Genomic DNA, 25,878 nt, shown 5'->3' on the forward strand with positions numbered 1-25,878 from the left:
AGATGACACTTTTGATAGTGAATCTCGTTTTTTATTGTTTCTCTTACCTATTAAGTTGAGTGGAGAAGTTCTTTAGACTTCAGCTACTCTCGTCATCTCGTTGTGAACTCCGTGTAATAACTTACTAAATTTTCCTATTGATTCAATGCCGAATATTCCCCCACTAACCTGAATTTTATCTCCTTCAATGGTCTTACAAATACCTATATAGTACTAAGTATCAGCGATGCTTCGTTGGGATAGGAGGTAGGTGAAGATGATTAAACCAACGTTAAGGACTGTAGTTGCAGAACTCTCTTCCGTATTTGAAAACGTGGAAGAGGAAAAATGTAAGCAAGTTGTTGAATCGATTGTAGGTGCTAACGGTATTTTCGTAGCCGGAGTAGGACGTTCCGGCTTTATGATGAAAGCGTTCGCGATGAGGCTGATGCATCTGGGGCTTGATGTACATGTGATTGGAAGCGCTGCCACTCCGGATGCTAAAGAAGGTGACTTGCTGATATTGGGTACTGGATCTGGGGAAACAGAAAGCTTAAAGTCCTATTCTTCTAAAGCTAAGAAAATAGGGCTTAAGATTATTACAGTTACTAGCTTTATAGATTCCACACTAGGGAAAGCCGCTGACATTACGTTAAGAATACCCTCTCCCACTCCGAAGTCGAATAAGGAGAGTGCCATTACTTCTATTCAGCCAATGGGAACATTGTTTGAGCAGTCCTTGCTGATTTGTTTGGATTCGTTAGTGATGGAAGTTATGGAAGCGCTGTCTAAGACGGCGGCGGAAATGTTTACGAAACACGCGAACTTAGAATAAGCCTTAACGGGCAGTTGTAATTTAACCAAATTACAGTTGAATTAAAATAACAAACTATCAAGGAGGGTAAATTATGAAGAAATTTGTTTTCGTTTTACTAGCTTTAGCCGTTACATTTTTGATCGCAGCTTGTTCTGATGAAACAACAGGGGGAGAAGGAAACACAAATGAAAATTCATCAAATGATGCATCTGTTTCCAGTGACGTCTCTGACTTGTTCGATCCTGCCAACTACGTGTCAGACAAAGATAAGTCAGAATGGATGATTGGTGTTGTAACAAAAGATAATACAGCAGCTTGGTTCCAACGAATGGAAATTGGCGTTAATGAGTTTGGAGAAGAGATGGGGATTAATGTAATCCAAAGGGGGCCTGCCAATGCAGACCCAGCTTCTCAAGTACAGGTAATTGATGACCTGATTGCTCAAGGTGTGGATGCTATAGCTGTTGTTCCAATTGATCCAGGTGCCATTGAAGCATCGTTAGAAAATGCTTTATCTCAAGGAATCGTTGTTGTCACTCATGAAGCATCAAACCAGGTAAATACACTTTATGATGTGGAAGCCTTCACATCGGAAGACTTTGGTTCCACCATTATGGATGCTCTTGCAAGGGAAATGGGCGAGGAAGGTAAATATGCGATGATGGTTGGATATACCACTAGTACAACCCACATGGAATATGCGAGTGCACAGAAAGACCGTCAATTGGAAGCGTATCCTAATATGGAGCTAATTAATGGCGGTCAGGTTCCTAGTGCAGAATCAGAAGAAAGTGTTAGTACTTCCTATGAAAGAGCAAAGGAGATCCTAAACGTTCATCCTGATTTGAAAGGGTTTACAGGTGTCGCTTCAACAGACAGCCCAGGGATTGCAAATGCACTAGAAGAATTAGGATTAGCAGATAAAGTAGCGGTTGTGGGAGTAGGTACTCCAAATGAATTTTCTCCTTATATCAATAGTGGAACAATTAACCGACTATTACTATGGGACCCTAAAGATGCAGGATATGCAATGGTGACGGTAGCAGCTAAGATTTTGGCTGGCGAAGAAATTTCTGAAGGTATGGATTTAGGAGTAACGGGCTATGAAAATGTTCAGATTTTTGAAGGAGCGAACAAAACAATTATTGGGAATGCTCCACTAGATATTAGTGCTGACAATATTGATGATTTTGACTTCTAATCCATAGATCTGAATCTATGAAACTTAATATATAAAGAAGTACCGTTCATCATCCAAGTATGATGATTCGGTATTTCTTTATATCAAACCTGGAATAAGTAGGCTCTTTTTAATGAAGGCATGTTATGCATTGTTAAATACAATCGTGAGTTTCGTACTCTTGTTAAAAGAATAGAATCAGATCTGTTTTTATAACAAGGGTAGGTTTACCCCTGGATGATGGATAGCGAATCACATTCAATTTGTTCCTTCATTATTGATGAAGTGGCATGTGCGAACTCCGAAGCGTTTATAACAAGGCGGAATCGTAGTTCTTCAATGATTAGATCAAGGGTTATGTGCTGAAAAGAATTTGAACAAGATAAATTAAAAAATCTAAAAGGTGTTTAAAGGAAAAACAGTTAGGAGGAGGGATACGATGTCAGAGTATATTGTTTCAGTCAAAGGTGTTAAGAAATCTTTTGGAGGTGTGCGTGCACTAAAAGGTGTGAACCTGCACATTAAAAAAGGGGAAATTCACTGCCTGGCTGGAGAAAACGGCTGTGGGAAGTCCACAATTATTAAAGTGATTTCTGGCGTTCACAAAGCAGATGAAGGTGATATTGAAATTAACGGCCACAAATATAATTCGATTACTCCAGCCGAGTCGATCAAGGCAGGAATTCAAGTTATTTATCAGGATTTCTCCATCTTCCCTAATCTTACGGTGGTAGAAAATTTAGCTTTTAATAAAGTCCTGGCTAATAAAAAGAAATTCGTTAATAGAAAGGAATTCCGCAGGATTGCACAAGAAGCGGTAAATAAGATTGACTTCAAAGTAGATTTAGATGCCAGAGTGGAGACACTTCCAGTTGCAGACAAACAGTTAATAGCGATATCCAGGGCATTATTGGACGATGCAAAACTTATTATTATGGATGAACCTACTACTGCCCTCACGAAAAAGGAAGTAAAAAGGCTATTTGACATTATTAATAAATTGAAAGAAGAAGGTGTGACGATCCTCTTTGTCTCACATAAGCTCGATGAAGTTTTTGAGATTTGTGATAATATCACCATTTTCCGCAATGGAGAAAACGTCATTTCATGCCCGGTAAGCGAAATGAATGAAAGCAAATTTGCTTATTACATGACCGGTCGTAACTTTGATGAGGATGCGATCACAAAAGAAACCAATTTTGGTGATGCGGTACTGGAAACGAAGAATCTTTGCGCACCCGGTTTTTCAGATGTCAGTTTTCAATTAAGACAAGGGGAAATTTTAGGCATCACAGGTCAGCTTGGTTCAGGTCGGACGGAGTTATCCTTGGCATTATTCGGGCTTTTGGCTCCCTTTGGAGGAGATATTTTAGTAGACAATAAAAAAGTAGAAATTCCTAACCCTGACAGGGCACAAGAGTTAGGGATCGCGTTAGTTCCTGAAGACCGGTTAACGGAAGGTTTGTTTTTACCGCAATCGATTAAATGGAACATTGAAGTAACAAGGTTGGAGAAAATTTCAAATAAACTCGGTTTAATAAATGAAAGGAAATTAAACGAAGAATCAAAACAATGGGTGAAGGACCTTGGGGTTGCCACGAATGATGATGAATTTCCTGTTCAAACCCTTTCAGGCGGTAACCAGCAGAAGGTCGTGTTAGCACGCTGGCTGGCAGCTGAGCCAAAAGTTTTAATTTTAAACGGACCAACCGTTGGTGTAGACATTGGAGCAAAACATGACATTCACAAACTGCTTCGTAAGCTGGCAAAGGATGGAATGGGTATTATTATCGTCTCCGATGATATCAAGGAAATTATTCAAACTTGTGACAGAACCCTTTTGATGCAAGGTGGAGAAATTACAGGTGAGATAGAGGGGAACGAATTAACGGTCGACCTATTGTCCAACTACATTTAAGAGGAGTGTGAACAATGTTTACTGTATCAAAGGAAAGCATAAAAAAGACATTGATGCGTCCGGAATTTTTCGTATTATTAACGATTATTTTGTTAAGTCTGTTTATTCAATTTAAATCAGGAGTCTTTTTCACAAATAATAATATTGTTGATATTTTACGTTCGATGATCGTACCTGGAATGTTTGCCCTTTGTGCTTATCTGGGCTTTATCAGTACAGGGCCTGATATTTCCTTTCCATTAATCGCAGCATTGAGCAGTTATATAGCAACGGAATTTGTATTTGCCACTGGTTATAATGGCCCAATTATCGTGGTGTTTTTGATTGCGATCGTTTGTGGATTATTAATGGGTGCTGTCAATGGCTTTATCATCGCAAAATATAAATTTCCAAGTTTAATTGTAACACTGGCAACGACATCTATATTCAGTGGGATACTGCTGGGTGTTTTTCAGGCAGGACGGGTGAATTTGCCTCCAGTCATGCAGGAGTTTGGAAGGAATTCATTGATTTCAGTTGTAAACCCTGTTACTGGTTTAGGTTCAGCTCTGCCAATGACGTTCTTAATTTTTATAGGCATTTACTTGGCTGCTTACCTTGTTCTGAATTTTACAATGATTGGGCGGGGTGTTTACGCTGTCGGCGGTGATGAAACGTCAGCAGAAAGAGCGGGATTTAATGTCAAACGTATTCAGTTTGGAGTATTTACTATAAACGGCGGAATTGCGGCAATTGCAGGTGTTTGTTATTCTGCTCAGTCTATGTTCTTCCTTCCGACGGAATTTGCGGGTATGGAAATGATCGTTATTGCAGCGGTTATTCTAGGCGGCACACGTCTGATGGGCGGAGTAGGGACTTTAACGGGATGTATTTTAGGGACATTACTCATAACGATCATTTCTAACAGTCTAATCTTAGTTGGTGCCCCAATTACATGGCAGCGATTTATCATCGGAGCGATTATCATTGCAGGTACAGCAATCTCAGTGATTCAAGTTCAAAATGTGAAATCTTCGAAACAGAGCTTGCTGAAAAAGGGGGTAGCTTAAGATGAAAATTGTAGTGACAAAAGACCAACTTGAAAAAGGCGTTGTTTTTGACCGGGATATCTTTACTAAAATCGATGGCAATATTTTACGTCTGTTAGTTATCTTTATGATTATTTTTACAATTGCCAGTATTACGAAACCTCAAAGCTTTTTAACATTAGGAAATTTCATTTCGATGGAACGGCAATTAGTAGAGTATGGGTTACTGGCATTGGGTGTCGGTATTGCGATGGTTGCAGGGGGAATTGACCTGTCTGTTGTCTATATTGCAAATTTAAGTGCTATAACAACCGGTTTGTTTTTACGAAATTTTGTACCAGTCGATGGAGGTCCTGAACAATTTTTTATCATAGGGATCGGTATTTTAATAGGAATTATAACAGGAGTATGTTGCGGTGCGTTTAACGGGTTTTTAATCTCACGGCTAAGAATTCCGGCGATGCTTGCTACGTTAGGGACGATGCAGTTGTTTATGGGTATTTCCATTATCATTACCGGAGGAAGTATTGTCAGCGGTATTCCAAGTGCATTTACCCAAATCGGACGGGTCAATGTTTTCGGAGTTTTCCCGTTGTCGTTTATCATTTACCTTTTGGCGGTGATTGCAATTGCGTACATTATTGGGAAGACAAAGTTTGGAATGAGGTTGTATTTATTAGGTACAAATATAAAAGCTTCCAGATTTGCTGGGGTTAATAATAACCAAATACTTATGAAGGCATATATCCTTTCTGGAACATTAGCTGGAATGGCTGGAATATTAAGTTTAGCAAGGATTAACTCTGCGAAAGCTGACTTTGGTTCAAGTTTTGTCATGCTGACGATATTAATTGCTGTTTTAGGAGGCATCAATCCGGATGGGGGTAAAGGGAGAATCTACGGCATCTTTTTAGCGACACTGATCGTACAGCTCATTTCATCTTATTTAAATATGTTTCCGCAGATTAGTAACTTCTACCGCGACTTAATTTGGGGAAGCGCTCTGATCATTGTTCTAATTGTGAATTTTGTACTGGACAAGAGAAAGCAGCAACGGTTAGTAAGGATGAGTCAATAGAGTGCCCAAAAATGTTCAGGAGGAGGATATATGAGACAGCCTAAAATACTAGTTGTTGGCAGTATGAATATGGATGTAAATATTTATGGTGTTCCTAAAATACCTGATTATGGTGAATCCGTTGCGTGTAGGAGTTACCTTTACTCGATTGGAGGGAAAGGCTCAAATCAGGCCTATGCTGCAGCACTTCAAGGAGCAGATGTAACGATGGTAGGCAGAGTAGGGCAGGACGATAACGGTTATATCCTTGCAAGAGAATTGGAAAAAGCAGGTGTGAATACAAGTCATATCGTTTTCGATCAAGAAGCCCAGACAGGACTGGCACCTATTATGGTCGATCCGTCTGGAAAATATGTTTCTTATGTTGTGTTAGGAGCTAACAATAATTTACGTCCTGAAGATGTGAAGAAAGCAATAAATTCAGATTATTACGACATGGTAGTCATGCAGCTGGAAATACCATTAGAGACAGTTTATAAAACGTATGAATTTGCCAGTGCGAAGGGGATTCCTGTTTTCTTGGATGCTGGCCCTGCCATGAAAATTTCACTAGAAAGCTTAAAGGGAATGTACATCATTTCACCTAATGAAGCAGAAACCAAAGCTTTAACAGGGATAACAGTAGATAGTGAACAAAAGGCACTTGAAGCTTCAAAACGATTGTTTTCTGAGGCTGAGCCACAGTTTGTGATTCTCAAGATGGGAAGCCAGGGGGCGTATATCTATGACGGAACTAAAGGAAGAATGTATCCAGCCTACAAAATAGAAACAGTTGATTCAACAGGGGCAGGAGATACGTTTAATGCGGTATTGGCTTTTAAATTATGTCAGGGGATGGACTTGGATGAAGCTGTTAAACATGCCAATGCAGCCGCTGCTCTCTGTGTATCGAGAAAAGGTGCTTTGACCTCTATTCCTACTTTAAGGGAAGTTGATGAATTCCTAAAGGTAATAGATAAAAAGAATAATAAGCTTGCTGCAAATTAGGAGGTTGCTATGATAGGTAAAATTTCTCCATCTTTAATGTGTATAGATATGATGAATGTTGAACGGGACATTAAAATCTTAGAGAGAGCAGGAGTGGACTATTTGCATATCGATGTGATGGATAATCACTTTGTGCCAAACATAACCCTCAGCTTTGACTTTATAAAATCTATTAGAAAAATTACGACACTACCGCTCGATATTCATTTGATGATAACGGAGCCTGAAAATAGTTTCCATTATCTGTCAGATTGCAGTCCGGAAGATATGATCTGCATTCATTACGAAGCTACAAGTCATATTCATAGAGCTGTAAACAGTATAAAAAAATTAGGAGCAAAGGCTGGTATTGCCTTAAACCCTGGGACACCAATTTGTATGCTTGATGATCTTCTTCCTGATTTGGATATGATCTTAATCATGACAGTGAACCCCGGTTTTGCTGGTCAGAAATTAGTGACGACGACTTTGGAAAAAATATCAAAACTCCGCAAAATGTTGGATGAGAAAGGGTACGGTCACATTCTAATAGAGGTGGACGGCAACGTGAGTTTTGAACATGCAAAACTTATGAATGAAAGGGGCGCCGATATTTATGTGGGCGGATCATCTAGTATATTCTACAAAGAAAACTCAATTCTTGAAAATTGCAGGATTTTCAGACAGATAATCTCAAACCGCCGGAACAGGAGTACCGAAAATATAGGGGCTTCTCAAGCTTAGAAGTCTCCTAAAAGCTTTTATACAGGAGATTGTAGAAGAGAATAAATTCATTAAATAACATATTACTTTTCCATATATGCATTTGAGGTGAAGAATATAAGGGGAATGGTGCATATGAAATTACAAATTGCATTAGATACATGTACGACTGAGGAAGCAACAGACATTTTATATACGGTTGGAGAGTATATCGACATCATCGAAGTGGGAACACCAATGATCCTTGATTATGGAATGGAACTTGTCCGGACACTCTCGGAAAAATTTCCAGCAAAAATAGTGTTAGCAGATACGAAGATTATGGATGCGGGTGAATATGAAGCGTAAATAGCATTTAAAGCCGGTGCCGACATTGTCAGTGTAATGGGAGTTACACATGATGAAACGATTAAAGGCGCAGTAAAGGCAGCTAATGCATCTTCTAAAAAAGTATTGGCAGATATGATGTGCGTAGAAAAGCTAGAAGAAAGGGCGAAACAATTAGTTGATTTAGGTGTTCATTATATTTGTGTCCATACTGCCTTTGACGTGCAGGAAACAGAGAGCCCATTTGAATCATTAGCGAGAATTCAGTCTGCAGTGGGTTCGGATCATTGTGCCATTGCCGGAGGTATAAATGCAAACTCCGTAAATAAGGTCGTGCAATACAAGCCTGAAATTATCATCGTCGGAAACGGAATAACCGGCCAGGAAAACAAAAAGGAAACCGCACGTATGATAAGAAATATATTGAACTCCTATGAAGTGAAAAGCACTAATAGGATAGATTTGGAGGAAATTTGATGATCCTTACAAACCTCTATTTAGAAAAAAGCGACCTGGTATTTAAAGAATGTTCACAGGCGTTAAAGTCAGTGAATCCTGATAATGTTTTCCAATATATTAATCTGATCCAGTCTGCAGATAAGATCTATTTTGTAGGTGTCGGGAGAGTACTCCTTTCCTTAAAAGCGATTTGTAAAAGATATGCCCATCTTGGCTTGAAAACGTTCATCGTTGGTGATACAACCGAGCCAGCTATGACTGATAGGGATGTACTAATTGTTGGTTCGGGGAGTGGAGAAACTCTTATCCCTTTAAAGATTGCAGAGAAAGCAAAAGTAATCGGCGCAAAAGTTATCCACATTGGGAGTAATCCGGACAGTAGCATGAAGGATTATTCGGATCTTTTTGTCAGAATACCAGTGAAAAGTAAAGCAAATAAATCAGATGAAATACAATCGCGACAGCCGATGACATCGCTATTTGAGCAGTCACTATTACTATTCGGCGATATTACAGCAATCATAATTGTGGAAATAAACGATATACAGATGGACCAATTATGGGAGTTTCACGCTAATTTAGAATGATTACTGAGTTAATGTTAGACACCGCAAATATTAATGAAATCGAATATTTTTCAACCGCTTTCCCCATTGCTGGTGTCACCTCAAATCCGAGTATTTTGAAGGAAGAAAGAAGGACCAATTGACTTATTTCGGCATTTCAAGGAAATCAAAAATCTGATCGGCTATAAAAAGTCCTTGCATATACAAGTAACTACAGACAAACATGAAAAAATGGTTGAAGTAGCAAGTGAAATTGCAGAGTTACTCGGAAAAGACATCTATATAAAAATTCCTGTTAATGAAGAGGGATTAAAGGCAATACAAACGTTAAAAAAAGAGGACTTTAAGGTCACCGCTACTGCTATATATACAAAGGCTCTAGGTACGTTTGCAATGATGGCCGGTGCTGATTATATCGCTCCATATTATAACCGAATGGAGAACAGTAATATTGATCCAATCTTAGTTATAAGTCATCTTTCCAAATTAATTAAAGGTAATAATCTGAAAACAAAAATCTTGGCCGCCAGTTTTAAAAACATTGGTCAAGTGATGAACACGTATGAAGTCAGTGCCCAGTGTGCAACAGTCAGTCAAAAACTATTAAAAGAGGCTGAAATGCCGTCAATCGAAGCGGCTGTACAAAAATTCAGGAAGGATTGGGAAGAGGTGTACGGTAAGGAAACAACCGTTCTCGATATATAAAATATAAAAAATGAAAGGTAGGTGTTGTGTCATGTTTTCGGACATTTTCACTTCCATGCACCAAACGCTCACGAGAGAATCGGAAGCCATATTAGAAATAAGGGATAATTTGAGTGAAGATCAGATAGAAAAGGTATTTCATATAATTAGAGATTGTAAAGGTAAAATCGTTACCACTGGATGCGGGACATCTGCAGCAGCTGCCAGAAAGATTGCCCACACCCTAAATTGCGTAGAGCGTCCGTCTTTATTTTTAACCCCGTCCGATGCGGTCCATGGAGGACTGGGCGTTGTACAAAAAGAAGATGTCGTCATTTTATTTTCAAAAGGGGGCTCCACAAAAGAGATTAACGGTGTAATTCCAAGCTGTAAGGCAAAGGGAGCTACTCTTATTGCCGTAACGGAATCAGAAGAGTCATACATGGCTAAGGAATGTGAATACCTGCTTAAATTAAAGATTAGTAAAGAACCAGATGATTTTAATATGTTGGCAACCTCAAGTATTTTATCAACGATAGCTGTTTTTGATGCGATTACTATTGCTGTCATGCGGGACATGGGATTCACGAAAGAACAATTTGCTGTGATCCATCCAGGTGGCAAGGTTGGAGAAAGACTTACTAAATAATGGTGGTAATTATCTGAATATAGAGGAGGTTCGGTTACTTTGTCAAAATATACAATTGGTGTAGATTTTGGAACGCTTTCCTGCCGGGCGGTGTTAGTGGATGTGAAGACAGGAGAAGTATTAGAATCAGCAACTTTTTCTTACCCCAATGGCGTGTTAGATACATCGCTTCCGAATGGTAAGGAATTACCTCCTGATTGGGCACTTCAGCATCCGCAGGATTATTTAGATGCTTTTTCCGCAACGATACCGGACATCATTCAAAATTCAGGTGTTCATCCAGATGATATTATAGGGATTGGGATTGATTTTACAGCTTGTACAATCTTACCTGTCAAATCTGACGGGACACCTTTATGTTTTATTGATAGATATAAAGATGAACCACATGCTTACGTAAAGCTGTGGAAACATCATGCTGCACAAGACAAAGCGAACAAATTAAACGAAATTGCGGAAGAGATGAATCAGGATTGGTTAAAGCGTTACGGAGGCAAAATTTCTTCCGAGTGGCTGTTCCCGAAAGTATGGCAAATTTTAGATGAGGCACCTTATATTTACGAAGAAGCAGATTATTTTATTGAAGCGGCAGACTGGATCGTTTGGCAGCTTACAGGGGTCCAAACCCGAAATGCATGTACTGCCGGATATAAGGCAATTTGGAATAAAAAGGACGGATATCCGGATAAAACATTCTTCAAAGCACTGGATTGGCGGATGGAAAATATCGTTGAGGATAAGATTAACTGCCCTATTTCCCCAGTGGGAGAAAAAGCGGGAGAAGTAACGGGGAAAGCATCTGAACTGACAGGATTACGGACGGGAACGGCAGTTGCAGTCGGCCATGCAGATGCACACGTAGCTTTACCTTCCTTATCGATTAATGGCCCGGGAAAAATGCTTGATATTATCGGAACATCAAGCTGCCATATTCTATTAAGTGATAAGGAGCAGCATGTTCCCGGTATTTGTGGTGTCGTTGAAGATGGCGTGATTCCAGGCTTCTTCGGTTATGAAGCAGGGCAAAACTGTGTAGGGGATACATTTGGATGGTTTGTTGATCATTGTGTGAGCAATGAATACTATGAAAATGCAAAAGAAGAAAATATCAGTATTCATGACTATTTAACGAAAAAAGCAGAACAGCTGAAGGCCGGTGAAAATGCATTAATTGCATTAGACTGGTGGAATGGAAACAGATCTACACTTGTTGATGTCAATCTGACAGGATTAATCATCGGGCTAACATTACAGACAAAACCTGAAGAAATCTACCGGGCATTAATAGAGGCAACGGCCTATGGAACAAGGAAAATAATTGAGACGTTTAGAGAAAATGATGTTCCTGTCAATGAATTTTATGCATCTGGGGGAATTGCGCAAAAGAATTCCTTAGCTATGCAAATTTATGCAGACGTCATTAATATGCCTGTGAAGATTGGAGGGGCCTCTCAAGGGCCGGCTCTAAGCAGTGCTATATTTGGAGCGGTAGCAGCTGGCTCATCTAGGGGCGGATATGACGATATCTCTGAAGCCAGCACCGCCATGGGAACAATAGATGAAAAGGTGTATTATCCTAACTCTGAAAATGCGGAAGTATATGATTTATTATATGAGGAGTATTCAAAGCTTTACGATTACTTTGGAACAGGCCCGAATAATGTAATGAAAAAATTAAAGGCACTGAAAAAGAAGTGAGGTGGTGTAATTAAAGATTTAGAGTTAATGATTCCCATTATCATCCAAAACCAACACGTCCACTGCGTCTTTCTTGCATGCTGTCTTCTCTGTTCATAAAGTAAAAAGCATGGTTAAAGCTCTGTAATAATATTGATTAAACGTCGTTTTGATACGGCGTTTTTTGTATTGATAGACAGTTATTAATTAAATCAGTTTCTGGGGCCGTATGTTAACCCTTGAATGTCTAGAGCACGTTGAGATAGATTTGTTTTGGGTGCGTTATGCGGGCTTTGATCCAGTGGCCACATTGCAGAAATACAGAGGCTATGTTCCGCTTATTCATGTGAAAGATATGGATAGAGCGGGGCAATCCACAGAAGTAGGGAACGGATCATTAATTATCGTGCGGTGTTTCCAATTCTAGCTGATGTGGGGGTGAAATACTATTTTGTCGAGCAAGAGGATTTTGAGAGACCTACTCTTGAAAGTGTGGAGTTGAGTGTGACTTATTTACGTTCTGTTGGTTTTGTTTAATGCGAGGGAGGTAAGGTGATGGAACGTGATCAAACGTTTGCAACTTTTTAATTTGCCAACCTGTCCACCGGATTGACCAGCAAGCTAAATGTAAAAAGGGAAACGAATTTATTGACTGACTTTGAAAGGGTGATGCTTTTCTATGAAACTACGCCACCTAACATTCTGCTCCAGAAAAGAGCGTTTGGAGCGAGGGTCCCTAAAGTAGATTTGAACATAATGGATGTTTTACTAAAAAAAGTATGACGAATCTATGGGAAATGGACACGTCCTTGATTATGATGATGTAGTGGAAAATGAATTACTAGACATATCAAAAAAGCGCCAACAACATATTGAAGTAATCTTATCAATAAATATTTAGGTGTAAATAGGCGAATGGAAGCTTTAATGAGAATAGAGGAGGACAAGGTTATGAAAGTGAAATTAGAACACATAGTGGGAGAAATCGTTTGTGTCTCAAGTGCGTCATTATGGATTGCGGAAGATGAAGAGGAATTTGATCATTTACCTGAATGGCAACAAGATGAAGTGAAGTTAGCGTATGACATAGTTGAAAGTTTTGATAAATATGCCTCACTCCCTACTAGCTTTGATATTCATGAGTATGACATGATGGAAAGGTTTTGTTATAGCCTTTCTGATCAAAAAAAACAAGACATATTACTTAATGCCATTAGAGGGAAGGGAGCATTTCGACGATTTAAGGACGATGTCTATCGGTTAGAAATTGCGGAACAATGGTATGATTACCGTGATCATTGTTATAAGGAAATAGCTAAGGAATTTTGTAAGAGTAATAATATTGACTAAATAGAGAATAACTGCAAAGCAAAAAACAGGGAGCTACAAGGGATGAAACGTTGCACGTGGGTAATAGCAAAAGAGCCTTTATATATTGACTATCACGATAAAGAATGGGGAGTACCTGTTTATGATGATCGGACATTATTTGAAATGCTTTGCCTAGAAGGAGCACAGGCGGGACTCAGTTGGTGGACGATTTTGCAAAAAAGAGAAAATTACCGAAAAGCCTTTGAACATTTTGATGCAGAAAAAATTGTTCACTATACAGATGAAAAATTACAATCTTTAATGGAGAATAACGGGATTGTCCGGAATAAATTAAAAATTCAAAGCGTCGTAACGAATGCCAAAGCATTCTTAAGAATTCAAAAAGAATACGGTTCCTTTTCTAATTACATTTGGAGCTTTGTAGATAACAAACCAATTATTAACCATTGGGAGACAGTAAAAGAAGTACCTGCAACAAGCGAAATAAGTGCTTATATGAGCAAAAAGTTAAAAAAAGATGGTTTTAAATTTGTCGGCAGTACAATTTGTTATTCCTATATGCAAGCGGTAGGAATGGTGAACGATCATACTTTGGACTGTTTTTGTCATCCTTCTCATACATTATTTTAGAACGGATTTTTCCTTTTTAAGACGCCGAAATCCATAAGGGTGGGTGTCCCAAAAGGTCTATTTTTGACCTTTTGGGACACACCTATTTATTAGCTATAATTTTTCTAATTGCAGTTAGTTACCATCGAATCTGATTTAATAATTCAATTAACGCTTTCTTATTCTCTGTATTTAGGCCCCAATCATTGATTTCTTTTCTGATTTCAGGAGGACTTCCATACCCTTTTGCTAAACCGTTTAAACGAGCTGTAAGAGTTGAATTAACAAAATCGGTGTGATTAGGGAAACAAGTATTCAGTTTCTCAATTGCATTCTTAAAGCGTTTTAGATAATACTTTTGATGATAATCTTCTGCCAGATAAAATGTCGAATAGGAAGCAATTTCAGTTTGTATGTCTCCATTAAGAATGTGTTCCCATTCTGTTCTTTTTTTCTCTGCGATATCTTTTTGATCATGATTATGATAAAGAAGAAGTGACATGTATTGCCTTCCTTTATAATCATTAACCCTTAGCGGATTATGGTTTTCCCAAAAAATATCTAGGATCTCTTCATAAGAAATTATCGTTGGATCAAAATCAATTTCTAACGTCTCTGTATGATTCCCGATATTCCGATAGGTTGGAGAAGGGGTGGTACCGCCTGAAAAACCAACACGCGTTCTAATAACTCCTTGTAGATGTCCGAACCGGGCATCTGGTCCCCAAAATCATCCCATTCCCAATGTTGCTGTTTGTACATTCGTTGTTTGCATATCAAAATTTTTACTCATGTTTGTTCACCTTCCTCAAAAATGGCTAAATACTCTCCATATCCTTCTGAATCCAATTTATTTTTAGGAATAAAGCGTAATGCGGCAGAATTTATGCAATATCTGAGACCGCCTTTTTCTCTAGGTCCGTCATAAAAGACATGGCCAAGATGGGAATCCCCATATTTGCTTCGTACCTCTGTGCGTATCATTCTGTGATTTTTATCCAGTTTATCCGTGATATGGAAATGGTTTATTGGTCTTGTGAAACTTGGCCAGCCGCATCCAGCATCGTATTGATCTTTAGAGCTAAAAAGGGGCTCGCCTGATACAATGTCGACATAAATTCCTTCTTCACAGTTATGGTAGAATTCGTTTTCAAATGGCCGCTCTGTCGCATTATTTTGAGTCACTTCATATTGGAGTGGAGTCAGCCTCTCTTTTAATTGTTTTGGGTCTTTTTCTACCCTCCATTTGTTTTCGGTAAATTCTTTTCGTCTTGACCCCTCATAATAGCGTTTATAATGATATGGATTTTTCTTATAATAATCTTGATGCTTTTCTACGGCCGGATAGAAGGTTTTGGCTGGGAGAATATCCGTTACAATAGACTTACTAAATTTCATGCTTTCTTCAAGCCGACGCTTTGATTCCTCAGCTAGCTTCTGTTGCTCTTCACTATGATAGTAGATCGCTGTTTTATATTGTTCCCCACGATCGTGAAATTGACCGCCTTCATCGGTCGGATCAATGTTTCTCCAATAAATATTCAGTAGTTTTTCGTATGGAAATACATTTGGATCAAAAGTAATTTGTACAACTTCTCGGTGACCTGTAGTACCGGAAACAACTTCTTCGTACGATGGATTTTCTTTGTATCCTCCTGAATAGCCGGAGAGCACCATATAAATACCGGGAAATTCATCAAATGGCTTTACCATGCACCAGAAACATCCACCCGCAAAGGTGGCTTCTTCAAGTCTTGCTTTTTTATTCATTAAAGATCACCTGTTTACTTTTTCGGTTAAGTGTATCGTGTTTAAATGGTAATATTCAAGTTTGATCACAGCTAGTAAGGGAGTATAACAAAACGTCGTTTGCATACGGCGTTTTTTGTATTGGTAGACAGTTATTTTGAATGCTTGAATGAAGCTATGAATTAAGAGCTCAATTGTGTGTTATCTCCGAATTGGCAGAGCGAAAGGCCATATGCGTTTGGTTTCAGAGCTTGAATATCTCAGTGATAGGCACGGAATTTCATGATTGCTAGTATGTGGAATTTGTTGGTAGGTGAAAAGTCTTTTCACGGTTTCACATTGCTGATCATCGTGCCTTCATTCGCTTTTTACGTAATATATAATTCGTCATTAAAAAGTTGCTAAGTTATACTAATGATATCAAAGATGATAGGAGTTTAAACATGATTCCGTTGACCCGCAAAGCCCCACAAGGATAGTTTGTCAAGCATTCCAAATGAATTATCTGTATTAGAAGCAGCACCACTTATGTGTGCTGGTGAAACAACGTTTAGTGCATTAAGAAATAGCAAAGCTCGACCGGGCGATCTTGTAGCCATTCAGGGCATTGGTGGAGTTAAAGTAATCCTTGCTACTGCGCCGAATTCCAAAGCTATTTAATCTCTGGTCAATGGGCTTGGTTCAGACAGTGAGTTATTTATCGTAGCTGTTGTGTTGGATAATAAGTTATTAAGCATGATATAAGTGTAAAAGAAGTGGAACATTTGGCTTTATATTTTTTGACCGAGAGTTTGAAGTTGTATCCATAGTGAGAGGATTTGAGTTTGAAATGATAGATAATTTTTGGCGTGATTTACCACGACCATTTTTTGTACTTGCACCAATGGAAGATGTGACAGATGTTGTTTTTCGTCACGTAGTAAGTGAAGCCGGTCGACCGGATGTATTTTTCACAGAGTTTACAAACTCGGATAGCTATTGTCATCCAGAGGGCATGAAAAGTGTGCGTGGCCGTTTGATTTTTACAGAAGACGAACAGCCAATGGTGGCACATATTTGGGGGGATAATCCCGAATATTTCCGTCAAATGAGTATTGGCATGGCAGAGCTAGGATTTAAAGGCATCGATATTAATATGGGCTGCCCTGTACCGAATGTGGCATCGAGAGGGAAAGGTAGTGGCCTTATTCTGCGTCCAGACGTTGTGGCAGAACTTATTCAAGCAGCAAAAGCGGGCGGGCTGCCTGTCAGCGTGAAAACACGACTTGGCTATAACGATGTAAATGAGTGGGAGGAGTGGCTAACGCATATTTTAAAACAGGATATTGCGAACCTTTCTATTCATTTACGTACAAGAAAGGAAATGAGCCAAGTAGATGCGCATTGGGAGCTAATTCCGGAAATCAAAAAATTACGTGACCGTATCGCACCAAATACGCTACTAACAATCAATGGAGACATTCCTGACCGTCAAACTGGGCTGCAGCTTGCTGAACAATATGGTATTGATGGCGTTATGATCGGGCGAGGTATTTTTAAAAATCCTTTTGCTTTTGAAAAAGAGCCAAAAGAGCATAGCAGTAAAGAATACCTTGATCTTTTAAGACTGCAGCTTGATCTTCAAGATCAATATGCGGAAGCACTGCCACGTTCAATCACAGGGCTTCATCGCTTTTTCAAAATTTATGTCAAAGGATTCCGTGGAGCTGGTGAATTAAGAAATCAATTGATGAACACGAAATCAACAGATGAAGTGCGTGCATTGCTTGATAACTTTGGAAAAGAAGTTGATGGGACGGGGACAGTGAAATGATGTAACTCTCAAAAAGTTAGAGGAAAAATGAATCACATCAACTCATGTGTACTTATTTTATTCAGTTTCAAGTTCCTTTGTAGCCGGCAACTTTTGTTTTGATAAAGTCTGTTTTCTGAAAGAAAAAGGTCTTAAGAATGTAATAAACCCACCATCACCCTTTTGTTCCACATACACTCTGCACATGTGGAGTGTGGGAACAAAAGAAGCAGTTGAAACTATTCACATGAATAGACATATAAATCATTTTACACAAATTTCACACAAGATTATTCATTAAAAATTATAAGTGTTCTCTTTAATATTATCCCTGTTATTTACCTTGTAATGTCAATATGCATGATAATTGGATTCAGTATTTTGGAAGTAAGCTTGTGTTTTATTCAAAAAACGGGCCAGATTGTTTAGTAAACTCTTATATTACATAGTAGACTAAATACTGCGCAATAAAAAAGCTAGGGATTTATTTTTCCTTAATTAAGTTTTCCCTGCTTCATAGACACCTCTCTCTTTAGTAACTTCTTGTTCTTTACTTATGCTCCCATAAGCTTCTAATATATATTAGTTTTATTTAGCTATGAAAGGGGGATATGAAAAATAAAAGAAATTTTAGGGAGCGAGAGCAATGTCCTTCGACATTATCATTATTGTGGTTTTTTTCATTACAATTCATTTATTAGCAAATAAAATCATTCCTTCTGAACATTTTAAACGTTTACGATGGTTGTCATTTTCAGTTGGACTAGCAGTCTCATATGTATTCGTATATGTGTTACCTTCTTTACATAAAGAGCAACAAAAACTTAAAGACTACTCTAGTACACTAGCAATGGAATCGGAATTATATGTTATTGGTCTATTGGGGTTACTGTTATTTTATGCACTAGAGAAATCTTTATCATTTGCTCAACTCAAAGGTTCTGCAGAAAAAAACACATTTTTTTTGGCTCCAAATTGGTTTTTACACTTTATACAATATGCTTATTTCTTATACTGTCGTCGCATCGAACGTAGAAGGTATTCAAGCCGCATTTTATGGGGCGGCAATTGGTCTACACTATATCGCAGTTGCTAATGACTTATGGCTAGAAAATCCAGATCAATATAATAAAGTTGGAAGATTCGTGCTCGCTTTTGGGATATTAATCGGATGGGGACTTGCAATTTGGCTAACCGTATCATCGATGGTGCAATCGTTTGTTTATGCCTTCATTTCAGGTGCAATGATTTTAAACGTCTTAAAAAACGAGTTACCAAAGGAGAGCAATGCTCACTTTGTACCGTTTTCCCTGGCTATAGTTTCTTATACATCGATTACATTAACACTTAAATATTTTTTTGAGTGGTGATAAGAAAAGTTGAGAACTAGTGTTATTACAAAGTATATTATCTATTTTATATTGGCTCTGGCGCAACAAACAGACATATTGTTTTTTGTGCAGACTATATCTTCGGAAGCAAAGGGACGGATCTCTTGATTCTTTTGTTTCGCTAAACGAAGGAAGCACAAGAACCGTCCGGGACCAGTGAAAAAGTAATAAATTGAATAATTGAACACGATATATAGGTGTCTCACATAAGAGAAACCACCGTATTCAGTAGGTGTTGAGCACTTACTCAAATATTTATAGACTTTTTCACCAGTCTCAAACCGTCCCGTTGCTTCCAATATGAAGGATTTGAGTCAATTTAAACAATTTCTAGCATAAATAAGTGGTATCATAATAATACGAGGAGGGTTTTGAATGGATACGATAATTTTTGACGTCGATGATACACTATATGACCAAGCACAATCTTTTCATAAAACTGTGAGGAAGCTGTTTCAAGAGCCATTATCAGACGAAGAAATTGATCAATTATATGAAGCTAGTCGAAAGTATAGTGAGATTTTATTTGATCAAAGTGAAGCAGGTGAAATATCACAATTTGAATGGCAGACTGGACGAATTATCGCTGCCTTTAAGGACTTTAACATTCCTTTAGATACGGAAAAAGCGGCTATTTTTCATGAATCGTATGTTGCCGAACAAAAAAACATTACATTGTTTCCGGAAGTGGAAGAACTACTAAATGCACTTTACAAAAAAGGGAAACAGCTTGGGATTCTTACCAATGGTGAGGAAAAACATCAAGCAATGAAAATAAAGCAGCTCGGCCTTAGTCGCTGGGTTCCTGCAGAAATGACTTTTATTTCTGGAACCATTGGTCATGCAAAACCGAAAAGAGAAGTGTTTGATTTTATTGAAGAGAAAATAGAACTTGACCAAACCAAAACGGTTTATATTGGGGACAATTTTGAAAAAGATATTATCGGAGCAAAACAAGCAGGCTGGCAGGCTGTCTGGATGAATCATCGTAAGAAAGATTTACCAGCCAATGCTACCTATAAACCAGATAAAGAAGTACATAGTGCCAAAGAGCTATTAGATTTATTTGTAAAAAAGCTTAGGCCATTGTGTTAGGAATCAGCAATTATAAAATTCTGGTTCCTATTTTAGTTCCTTTGAAATCTTGGTTTGAAAGAAAAGAATAAAAGAAAAAGCCGCTTTAATCGGGCGGCTTTTATTATTGAAGAAAATATGATGCAGTCTTGCTAATTATTTACGGAACAAATGAAGATTAATTAGAAAAAGGTGTTGGCCATTTCGCAGGTAGTCTCTACATCATTACGCAAGGAATCATTTCTTGTCTTTTGAACTTTTCGTACAACAGTATAAGAAATAAAGACATTAAGCAAGCGATTCAATCTGGCGAATCATATATTCAAGTCGGTGAGCGAAAGTATTTGTTAATGGGCATGCATTGTGTAAATGGAAGATTTATCTGGGCCCAGTAACCATAAGGATACGGTATTGACTGTTTTTGAAATACGTGACGGGAGGTTAGCATTCATCAAATCAATCAGTAATATAGGGGATCAGAGAATAATAGAAGAGGTTAAAGCACAAGCCCAACACGATGAAGTCGTAATCGGCATTGATGCCCCTTTATCCTATCAAGACGGCGGGGGAGATAGGATAAGCGATAAACAATTGAGGCAATACATTGTTTCATTAGGCATGAAGTCCGGGTCAATCATGCCGCCTACATTAACTAAAATGGTGTATCTAACCTTAAGAGGAATAAGGCTTAGCAGGGAAATTGAAAATCTACGAACGAATTATCCTATTTCTATTGTGGAAGTGCACCCAGGTGCTGTGATTGGATCAAGGTTTTCGAAGGAAGAACTTGAGCTTGTGCTGAACTACAAAAAGGATCTACCAGCAAGAAAATATATAAGAGAATGGCTAGGGGAACAAAACGTAACAGGAGTGCCTGCTTTTGTAGAAGAAGAGAGTCATTCAATTGATGCATGTGCAGCGGCGCTCGGAGCGTGGCATTGGAAGGATCCATTGGTAAAGCCCAAGTGGGTATTTCGTGCTGAGCGTCCGCTTCATCCTTATGATTATTGTTGTTGAGGAGGGGGCTTTGATTAAAAAGCAAATTACAGATTCGTAAATAGAGATTAACTAGAAACTAAAGCAGGGAGCTACAAGTGATGAAACGATGCACGTGGGTAATAGCAAAAGAGCCTCTATATATTGAGTATCACGATAAAGAATGGGGAGTACCTGTTTATGATGATCGGACATTATTTGAAATGCTTTGCCTAGAAGGAGCACAGGCGGGACTTAGTTGGTGGACAATTTTACAGAAAAGAGAAAATTACCGAAAAGCCTTTGATCATTTTGATGTAGAAAAAATTGTTTATTATACGGATGAAAAACTACAATCTTTAATAGAAAATAAGGGAATTGTCCGGAATAAATTAAAAATTCAAAGCGTCGTAACAAATGCCAAAGCATTTTTAAAAATTCAAAAAGAATACGGTTCCTTTTCTCATTACATTTGGAGCTTTGTAGACAACAAACCAATGATTAACCATTGGGAGACAGTAAAAGAAGTACCTGCGACAAGCGAAATAAGTGATCATATGAGCAAAAAGTTAAAAAAAGATGGATTTAAATTTGTCGGCAGTACAATTTGTTATTCCTATATGCAAGCGGTAGGGTTGGTGAACGATCATACTTTGGACTGTTTTTGTCATCCTTCTCATACATTAGTTTAGAACGGATTTTTCCTTTTTAAGACCCCGAAATACATAAGGGGGGTCCCAAAATGTCTGTTTTTGACCTTTTGAGACACCCCCATTTATTTTATTAGTTATAATTTTTTCTAATTTCTAACGTCTCTGTATGATTACCTATATTCCGATAGGTTGGAGAAGGGGTGGTACCACCTGAAAAACAAACACGTGTTCTAATAACTCCTGGTAGATGTCCGAACCGGGCATCTGGTCCCCAAAATCATCCCATTCCCAATGTTGCAGTTTGTACATTTGTTGTTTGCATATCAAAATTTTTACTCATGTTTGTTCACCTTCCTCAAAAATGGATAAATACTCTCCATATCCTTCTGAATCCAATTTATTTTTGGGAATAAAGCGTAATGCGGCAGAATTTATGCAATATCTGAGACCGCCTTTTTTTCTAGGTCCATCATAAAAGACGTGGCCAAGATGGGAATCGCCATATTTGCTACGAACCTCTGTGCGTATCATTCCGTGACTTTTATCCAGTTTGTCCGTGATATGGAAGTGGTTTATTGGTCTTGTGAAACTTGGCCAGCCGCATCCAGCATCGTATTGATCTTTAGAGCTAAAAAGGGGCTCGCCTGATACAATGTCGACATAAATTCCTTCTTCACAGTTATGGTAGAACTCGTTTTCAAATGGCCGCTCTGTCGCATTATTTTGAGTCACTTCATATTGGAGAGGAGTCAGCCTCTCTTTAAGTTGTTTTGGGTCTTTTTCTACCCTCCATTTGTTTTCGGTAAATCCTTTTCGTCCTGACCCCTCATAATAGCGTTTATAATGATATGGATTTTTCATATAATAATCTTGATGCTTCTCCTCGGCCGGATAGAAGGTTTTGGCTGGGAGAATCTCCGTTACAATAGACTTATTAAATTTCATGCTTTCTTCAAGCCGACGCTTTGATTCCTCTGCTAACTTTTGTTGCTCTTCATTATGATAGTAGATCGCTGTTTTATATTGTTCCCCACGATCGTGAAATTGACCGCCTTCATCGGTCGGATCAATGTTTCTCCAATAAATATTCAGTAGGTTTTCGTATGGAAATACATTTAGATCAAAAGTAATTTGTACAACTTCTCGGTGACCTGTAGAACCGGAAACTACTTCTTCATACGATGGATTTTCTTTGTAGCCTCCTGAATAGCCGGAGAGCACCTTATAAATACCGGGAAATTCATCAAATGGCTTTACCATGCACCAGAAACATCCACCCGCAAAGGTGGCTTCTTCACGTCTTGCTTTTTTATTCATTAAAGATCACCTGTTTACTTTTTCGGTTAAGTGTATCGTGTTTAAATGGTAATATTCAAGTTTGATCACAGCTTAAGGGGGTATATCAAAACGTCGCTTTGCTTCAAATCAACGCCCAGTGCTTTTTTGAGATTGCGGAACCTTCCTTTCTTATTTTCGACAATTTCTTTGGTCTTTCTCCTTTGTCTTTGTTAAAATTAGGTAATTACAATTAGTCGAAAAGTAGTGAATATAATTTACGTTTGTTTACATATAGTTTATGACAGAAGACACGGGAAAAGGGGTTAAATATGAAAGAGAAATTGGTCCATATGCGTGATAAGTTAAATGACATTAGTAAGCGAAATCGTTCGATTCGATTGCTGAAATTATATAACAAATGGAGTTTGGACGTAACAGAGTTAGACCGAAGAATGGAGGCCGGAATATCGGAGAGTGTCGTATCAAAAGTTCTTAGTAATCACAAAAACGACATTCCGCTTTTTACTGTAAAAATAAATGATGATGACTCCTTGCTGCTCTCTAAGAAAGTGACTGATTTATTTCGGAATATGAAAGCAATCGAGGATGAAACAGGGGTCTATGATTTTTATTTAGGATATCCATTTATCCAAGGGACGATGGTTGATGGTACCTTTTTTCAAGCTCCCTTGTTTTTATATCCAATTCGGTTAGAAAAGGATCGAGTGAATCAACAAAAGTGGGTGTTAAAACACTCTGATGATGAACCGCAAATCAACCGCACGTTGTTTCTGGCATTAAAAAAGGTAAATGGTATGGCCTTTTCGGAGGACTGGTTAGATGGGTTAAGCGAAATAGCAATCACTCATGATTTTGCGCAATGGAAGGCATTGTTAGTAGATGTGTTTCCGGATATCAAAGTGCAAGAAGGGGAAATCTCACGCTTAAGAGAGTTCAGGCGAGACGAGATTCCTGACCAGGTGAACGTAACACTCTTGAAGCATGCGGTGATTGGCAATTTTCCTCAAGGTGGCTCGGCGATCGTCAAAGACTATGACCAAATGATTCAATTAAATGAAGAAGACGATTTAGCGTTGGCCCAGGACCTCATCGATCCGACTGATGATGTGGTCGATTCCTCATCATTGCTTTCTCAAGAAAGTGAAAAGGACCGACTCTCTGGTTCGTTAGTTAAAGAGGAAGATAAGCTTTTTTTAATGCAAACAGATGGTTCACAAGAAGAAATATTAGAAGAGGCGCGTTATCAAAAAGGCTTAGTCGTCCATGGACCACCAGGAACAGGGAAATCTCAAGTGATCGTCAATCTCATTACGGATGCCCTTCATCAAAAAAAGAAGGTGCTCGTTGTCTGTCAAAAACGAGCTGCCCTTGATGTGATCTATCAACGTTTAGAAAGTTTGACTCTTGCCGAGCATAGTACACTCATTCACGATGAAAAACATGATCGCAAGGCGCTCTATGGACAGATTGAACAGCTTTTGAATCAGCCGGAATTGTTATTTGATCAAGCAGCGCAAGAATTAAAAGAACTGTCTGAAAGAATTGCTTCTCAAGAAGCTATGTTAAATTCGATCTCAACGACGTTATTTGAATACCAAGTCTTTGGTTACAGGTTGTACGACCTTTACGGGCAGGCAAAACCGATGGAAGATACGGCTCGATTGTTAGATGTTAGCGACATTCTCCCGAAGATAAGCAAAACCGCTTTAGAAGACACTCTTGCTGCCGTGATGACGTACGGCGAATGGTATGAACGATTTGGAAAAGATGATTATCCACTAAAAATGAGAAAGTCATTTGCTTTCATGGAAATGAAGGATAAGTTAAACGTAGTCGAAACAATACAAGACGTACTGACGAAGGCCCGGTCATCTGTAGAGTATTTAAACACACTCAATCATGAAAAAATCACACCAGCATATACGTGGCTTGTAAATGATAAACTCAGCAAAATTTATGGAGACCTAGACCCCGAAAATAAGCGTACACTTCAAGGTCTCCGCCTCTGGTGGTGGACGTCGTTTACAGGAAAACAAATTATTGAGGAATTATTAAAGGGTCAAAAGTTTAAAGGAGTATCTTCAACAGAATGGCTTACGATTCGCGAAGGCTTAAAGATTATGTATGAACTTTCGAATGAGACACAATCGATGGCGAAACAGATTGAGAAGCTAAAAGCCTATATCGATGAGGACGTTGTTGAGCAATTGAAACAACGAGTCTCTGAAGGCGATATCCCAATAGAAGAGCTTGATAAGATGTTAGAGTACATCCATCAAGACTTTGAAGACTTACGACAAATGGATTCTTATTTGGAGAATAGTACTGAATTAGTAAAAAGTGTCGTTGATAAGCTGAAGGAAAAAGAATTAACCGATACGTCATCATTGCCGGAAGTTTGGGTAGACCTCGTCCGAAACTCGACGTTTATTCATTGGATCGATCAAGTGGAAACGAATCATCCTGATGTGAAGAAAATATCAACAAATGAATTTGAACGAATCCGCGAGTTGTTTGCGAAGGGAATCGATGAGAAGAGGGAAGTCGCCAAGAAATTCTTGCACCATGAGCTAAGTGAGATGACGCTGCAAGTAAAAGCGGAGAAAGGAAGACGTGTAAAAGAACTTAACCATCAAGTGACCAAGAAAAGAAGAATCTGGCCACTACGTAAAGTCATTGAAGAATTTGCATACGACGGACTGTTGGATGTGCTGCCAGTTTGGCTGACGTCTCCAGAAACAGTGTCATCGATCTTTCCACTTGAGGAAGGATTATTTGATCTCGTCATTTTTGATGAAGCGTCTCAATGTACAGTGGAAAGCAGTATTGCAGCGATTTATCGTGCAAAGCAAGTGATCGTTGCAGGCGATGAGAAGCAGCTTCCTCCATTTAGTATGTTCCAAAGCTCCGTTTCTGGCGACGAAGATGAAGAGGAGTACGACATCGATGATTC

At 38.6% G+C, this 25,878-nt stretch carries 23 protein-coding genes and 3 pseudogenes; 22 read left to right on the forward strand and 4 right to left on the reverse strand.

Going from position 1 to position 25,878, the window contains the following annotated elements; genetic code table 11:
- Nucleotides 1-256: 256 nt before the first annotated feature.
- The 15 genes and pseudogenes from hxlB (SAZ04_RS14735) (at nt 257) to SAZ04_RS14805 (ending at nt 14,013) form a co-directional block, all read left to right on the forward strand.
- Nucleotides 257-814, forward strand: a complete 558-nt coding sequence (hxlB, locus tag SAZ04_RS14735) for a 6-phospho-3-hexuloisomerase (RefSeq protein WP_332696430.1) — start codon at nt 257-259, stop codon at nt 812-814.
- A 73-nt stretch (nt 815-887) separates the two neighbouring features.
- Complete coding sequence (locus SAZ04_RS14740) at nt 888-1,997, forward strand: autoinducer 2 ABC transporter substrate-binding protein (RefSeq protein WP_332696433.1); 1,110 nt, start codon at nt 888-890, stop codon at nt 1,995-1,997.
- Between the two features lie 418 nt (nt 1,998-2,415).
- The gene (locus tag SAZ04_RS14745) at nt 2,416-3,894 is read left to right on the forward strand and encodes a sugar ABC transporter ATP-binding protein (protein ID WP_332696435.1); all 1,479 of its coding nucleotides are present in this window, start codon (nt 2,416-2,418) and stop codon (nt 3,892-3,894) included.
- 14 nt (nt 3,895-3,908) lie between these two features.
- Nucleotides 3,909-4,943, forward strand: a complete 1,035-nt coding sequence (locus SAZ04_RS14750; protein WP_332696438.1) for an ABC transporter permease — start codon at nt 3,909-3,911, stop codon at nt 4,941-4,943.
- A gap of 1 nt (nt 4,944) precedes the next feature.
- On the forward strand, nt 4,945-6,000 hold the full coding sequence (locus SAZ04_RS14755; RefSeq protein ID WP_332696440.1) for an ABC transporter permease: 1,056 nt from the start codon (nt 4,945-4,947) through the stop codon (nt 5,998-6,000).
- A 30-nt stretch (nt 6,001-6,030) separates the two neighbouring features.
- The gene (locus SAZ04_RS14760) at nt 6,031-6,987 is read left to right on the forward strand and encodes a ribokinase (RefSeq protein ID WP_332696443.1); all 957 of its coding nucleotides are present in this window, start codon (nt 6,031-6,033) and stop codon (nt 6,985-6,987) included.
- A gap of 9 nt (nt 6,988-6,996) precedes the next feature.
- Nucleotides 6,997-7,710, forward strand: coding sequence for a ribulose-phosphate 3-epimerase (gene rpe / locus SAZ04_RS14765; protein WP_332696446.1), 714 nt, complete (start codon nt 6,997-6,999; stop codon nt 7,708-7,710).
- A 114-nt stretch (nt 7,711-7,824) separates the two neighbouring features.
- Nucleotides 7,825-8,493 (forward strand): annotated as a pseudogene (gene hxlA, locus SAZ04_RS14770) (3-hexulose-6-phosphate synthase).
- Nucleotides 8,493-9,062 carry a 6-phospho-3-hexuloisomerase gene (gene hxlB / locus SAZ04_RS14775; protein WP_332696448.1) on the forward strand — a complete coding sequence of 190 codons (570 nt, stop codon included), beginning with the start codon at nt 8,493-8,495 and terminating at the stop codon, nt 9,060-9,062. Before hxlA ends, hxlB (SAZ04_RS14775) begins: the two are co-directional and overlap by 1 nt.
- Before the next feature lie 11 nt (nt 9,063-9,073).
- A complete protein-coding gene (locus SAZ04_RS14780; RefSeq protein ID WP_332696485.1) occupies nt 9,074-9,184 on the forward strand; it encodes a transaldolase family protein in 111 nt (36 codons plus the stop codon).
- A gap of 34 nt (nt 9,185-9,218) precedes the next feature.
- Complete coding sequence (locus tag SAZ04_RS14785) at nt 9,219-9,746, forward strand: transaldolase family protein (RefSeq protein WP_332696488.1); 528 nt, start codon at nt 9,219-9,221, stop codon at nt 9,744-9,746.
- A 31-nt stretch (nt 9,747-9,777) separates the two neighbouring features.
- Nucleotides 9,778-10,374 carry a KpsF/GutQ family sugar-phosphate isomerase gene (locus SAZ04_RS14790; protein WP_332696450.1) on the forward strand — a complete coding sequence of 199 codons (597 nt, stop codon included), beginning with the start codon at nt 9,778-9,780 and terminating at the stop codon, nt 10,372-10,374.
- 39 nt (nt 10,375-10,413) lie between these two features.
- Entirely contained in the window at nt 10,414-12,072 is a 1,659-nt protein-coding gene (gene araB / locus SAZ04_RS14795; protein ID WP_332696452.1) for a ribulokinase, read from the forward strand.
- 930 nt (nt 12,073-13,002) lie between these two features.
- Nucleotides 13,003-13,401, forward strand: a complete 399-nt coding sequence (locus SAZ04_RS14800) for a UPF0158 family protein (RefSeq protein WP_332696454.1) — start codon at nt 13,003-13,005, stop codon at nt 13,399-13,401.
- Between the two features lie 42 nt (nt 13,402-13,443).
- Nucleotides 13,444-14,013 carry a DNA-3-methyladenine glycosylase I gene (locus tag SAZ04_RS14805; protein WP_332696456.1) on the forward strand — a complete coding sequence of 190 codons (570 nt, stop codon included), beginning with the start codon at nt 13,444-13,446 and terminating at the stop codon, nt 14,011-14,013.
- 118 nt (nt 14,014-14,131) lie between these two features.
- Here SAZ04_RS14805 and SAZ04_RS14810 read toward each other — a convergent pair.
- A pseudogene (locus SAZ04_RS14810) lies at nt 14,132-14,710 on the reverse strand (peptide-methionine (S)-S-oxide reductase MsrA); the annotation flags it as partial.
- A 71-nt stretch (nt 14,711-14,781) separates the two neighbouring features.
- Nucleotides 14,782-15,762: a peptide-methionine (S)-S-oxide reductase MsrA gene (gene msrA / locus SAZ04_RS14815; protein ID WP_332696459.1), complete on the reverse strand. Its 981-nt coding sequence runs from the start codon at nt 15,760-15,762 to the stop codon at nt 14,782-14,784.
- A 459-nt stretch (nt 15,763-16,221) separates the two neighbouring features.
- Here msrA (SAZ04_RS14815) and SAZ04_RS14820 point away from each other — a divergent pair, with 459 nt between their 5' ends.
- The 6 genes from SAZ04_RS14820 to SAZ04_RS14845 all read left to right on the forward strand — a co-directional run bounded on the left by SAZ04_RS14820 (nt 16,222) and on the right by SAZ04_RS14845 (nt 21,665).
- Complete coding sequence (locus tag SAZ04_RS14820) at nt 16,222-16,401, forward strand: hypothetical protein (protein ID WP_332696461.1); 180 nt, start codon at nt 16,222-16,224, stop codon at nt 16,399-16,401.
- A gap of 169 nt (nt 16,402-16,570) precedes the next feature.
- Nucleotides 16,571-17,554, forward strand: a complete 984-nt coding sequence (locus SAZ04_RS14825; protein WP_332696463.1) for a tRNA dihydrouridine synthase — start codon at nt 16,571-16,573, stop codon at nt 17,552-17,554.
- Between the two features lie 902 nt (nt 17,555-18,456).
- The gene (locus tag SAZ04_RS14830; protein ID WP_332696465.1) at nt 18,457-18,903 is read left to right on the forward strand and encodes a DUF3270 family protein; all 447 of its coding nucleotides are present in this window, start codon (nt 18,457-18,459) and stop codon (nt 18,901-18,903) included.
- Between the two features lie 396 nt (nt 18,904-19,299).
- Nucleotides 19,300-20,019, forward strand: coding sequence for an HAD family hydrolase (locus tag SAZ04_RS14835; RefSeq protein ID WP_332696468.1), 720 nt, complete (start codon nt 19,300-19,302; stop codon nt 20,017-20,019).
- A gap of 348 nt (nt 20,020-20,367) precedes the next feature.
- Nucleotides 20,368-21,015 carry a DUF429 domain-containing protein gene (locus tag SAZ04_RS14840; RefSeq protein WP_332696470.1) on the forward strand — a complete coding sequence of 216 codons (648 nt, stop codon included), beginning with the start codon at nt 20,368-20,370 and terminating at the stop codon, nt 21,013-21,015.
- 80 nt (nt 21,016-21,095) lie between these two features.
- Nucleotides 21,096-21,665, forward strand: a complete 570-nt coding sequence (locus SAZ04_RS14845; RefSeq protein WP_332696472.1) for a DNA-3-methyladenine glycosylase I — start codon at nt 21,096-21,098, stop codon at nt 21,663-21,665.
- 106 nt (nt 21,666-21,771) lie between these two features.
- On the opposite strand, the pseudogene SAZ04_RS14850 reads toward SAZ04_RS14845, so the two are convergent.
- Both SAZ04_RS14850 and msrA (SAZ04_RS14855) read right to left on the reverse strand, forming a co-directional pair.
- A pseudogene (locus SAZ04_RS14850) lies at nt 21,772-21,966 on the reverse strand (peptide-methionine (S)-S-oxide reductase); the annotation flags it as partial.
- Nucleotides 21,963-22,943: a peptide-methionine (S)-S-oxide reductase MsrA gene (gene msrA / locus SAZ04_RS14855; RefSeq protein WP_332696474.1), complete on the reverse strand. Its 981-nt coding sequence runs from the start codon at nt 22,941-22,943 to the stop codon at nt 21,963-21,965. The gene msrA (SAZ04_RS14855) and the pseudogene SAZ04_RS14850, both read right to left, overlap by 4 nt.
- Before the next feature lie 290 nt (nt 22,944-23,233).
- On the opposite strand from msrA (SAZ04_RS14855), the gene SAZ04_RS14860 reads away from it, so the two are divergent.
- Nucleotides 23,234-25,878, forward strand: a 2,645-nt coding sequence (locus SAZ04_RS14860) for an AAA domain-containing protein (RefSeq protein ID WP_332696476.1), incomplete at its 3' end; no start/stop codon positions are given.

It is taken from the genome of Halalkalibacter lacteus (assembly GCF_036663595.1).
In the GTDB taxonomy this organism is placed as follows: domain Bacteria; phylum Bacillota; class Bacilli; order Bacillales; family Bacillaceae_D; genus Halalkalibacter; species Halalkalibacter lacteus.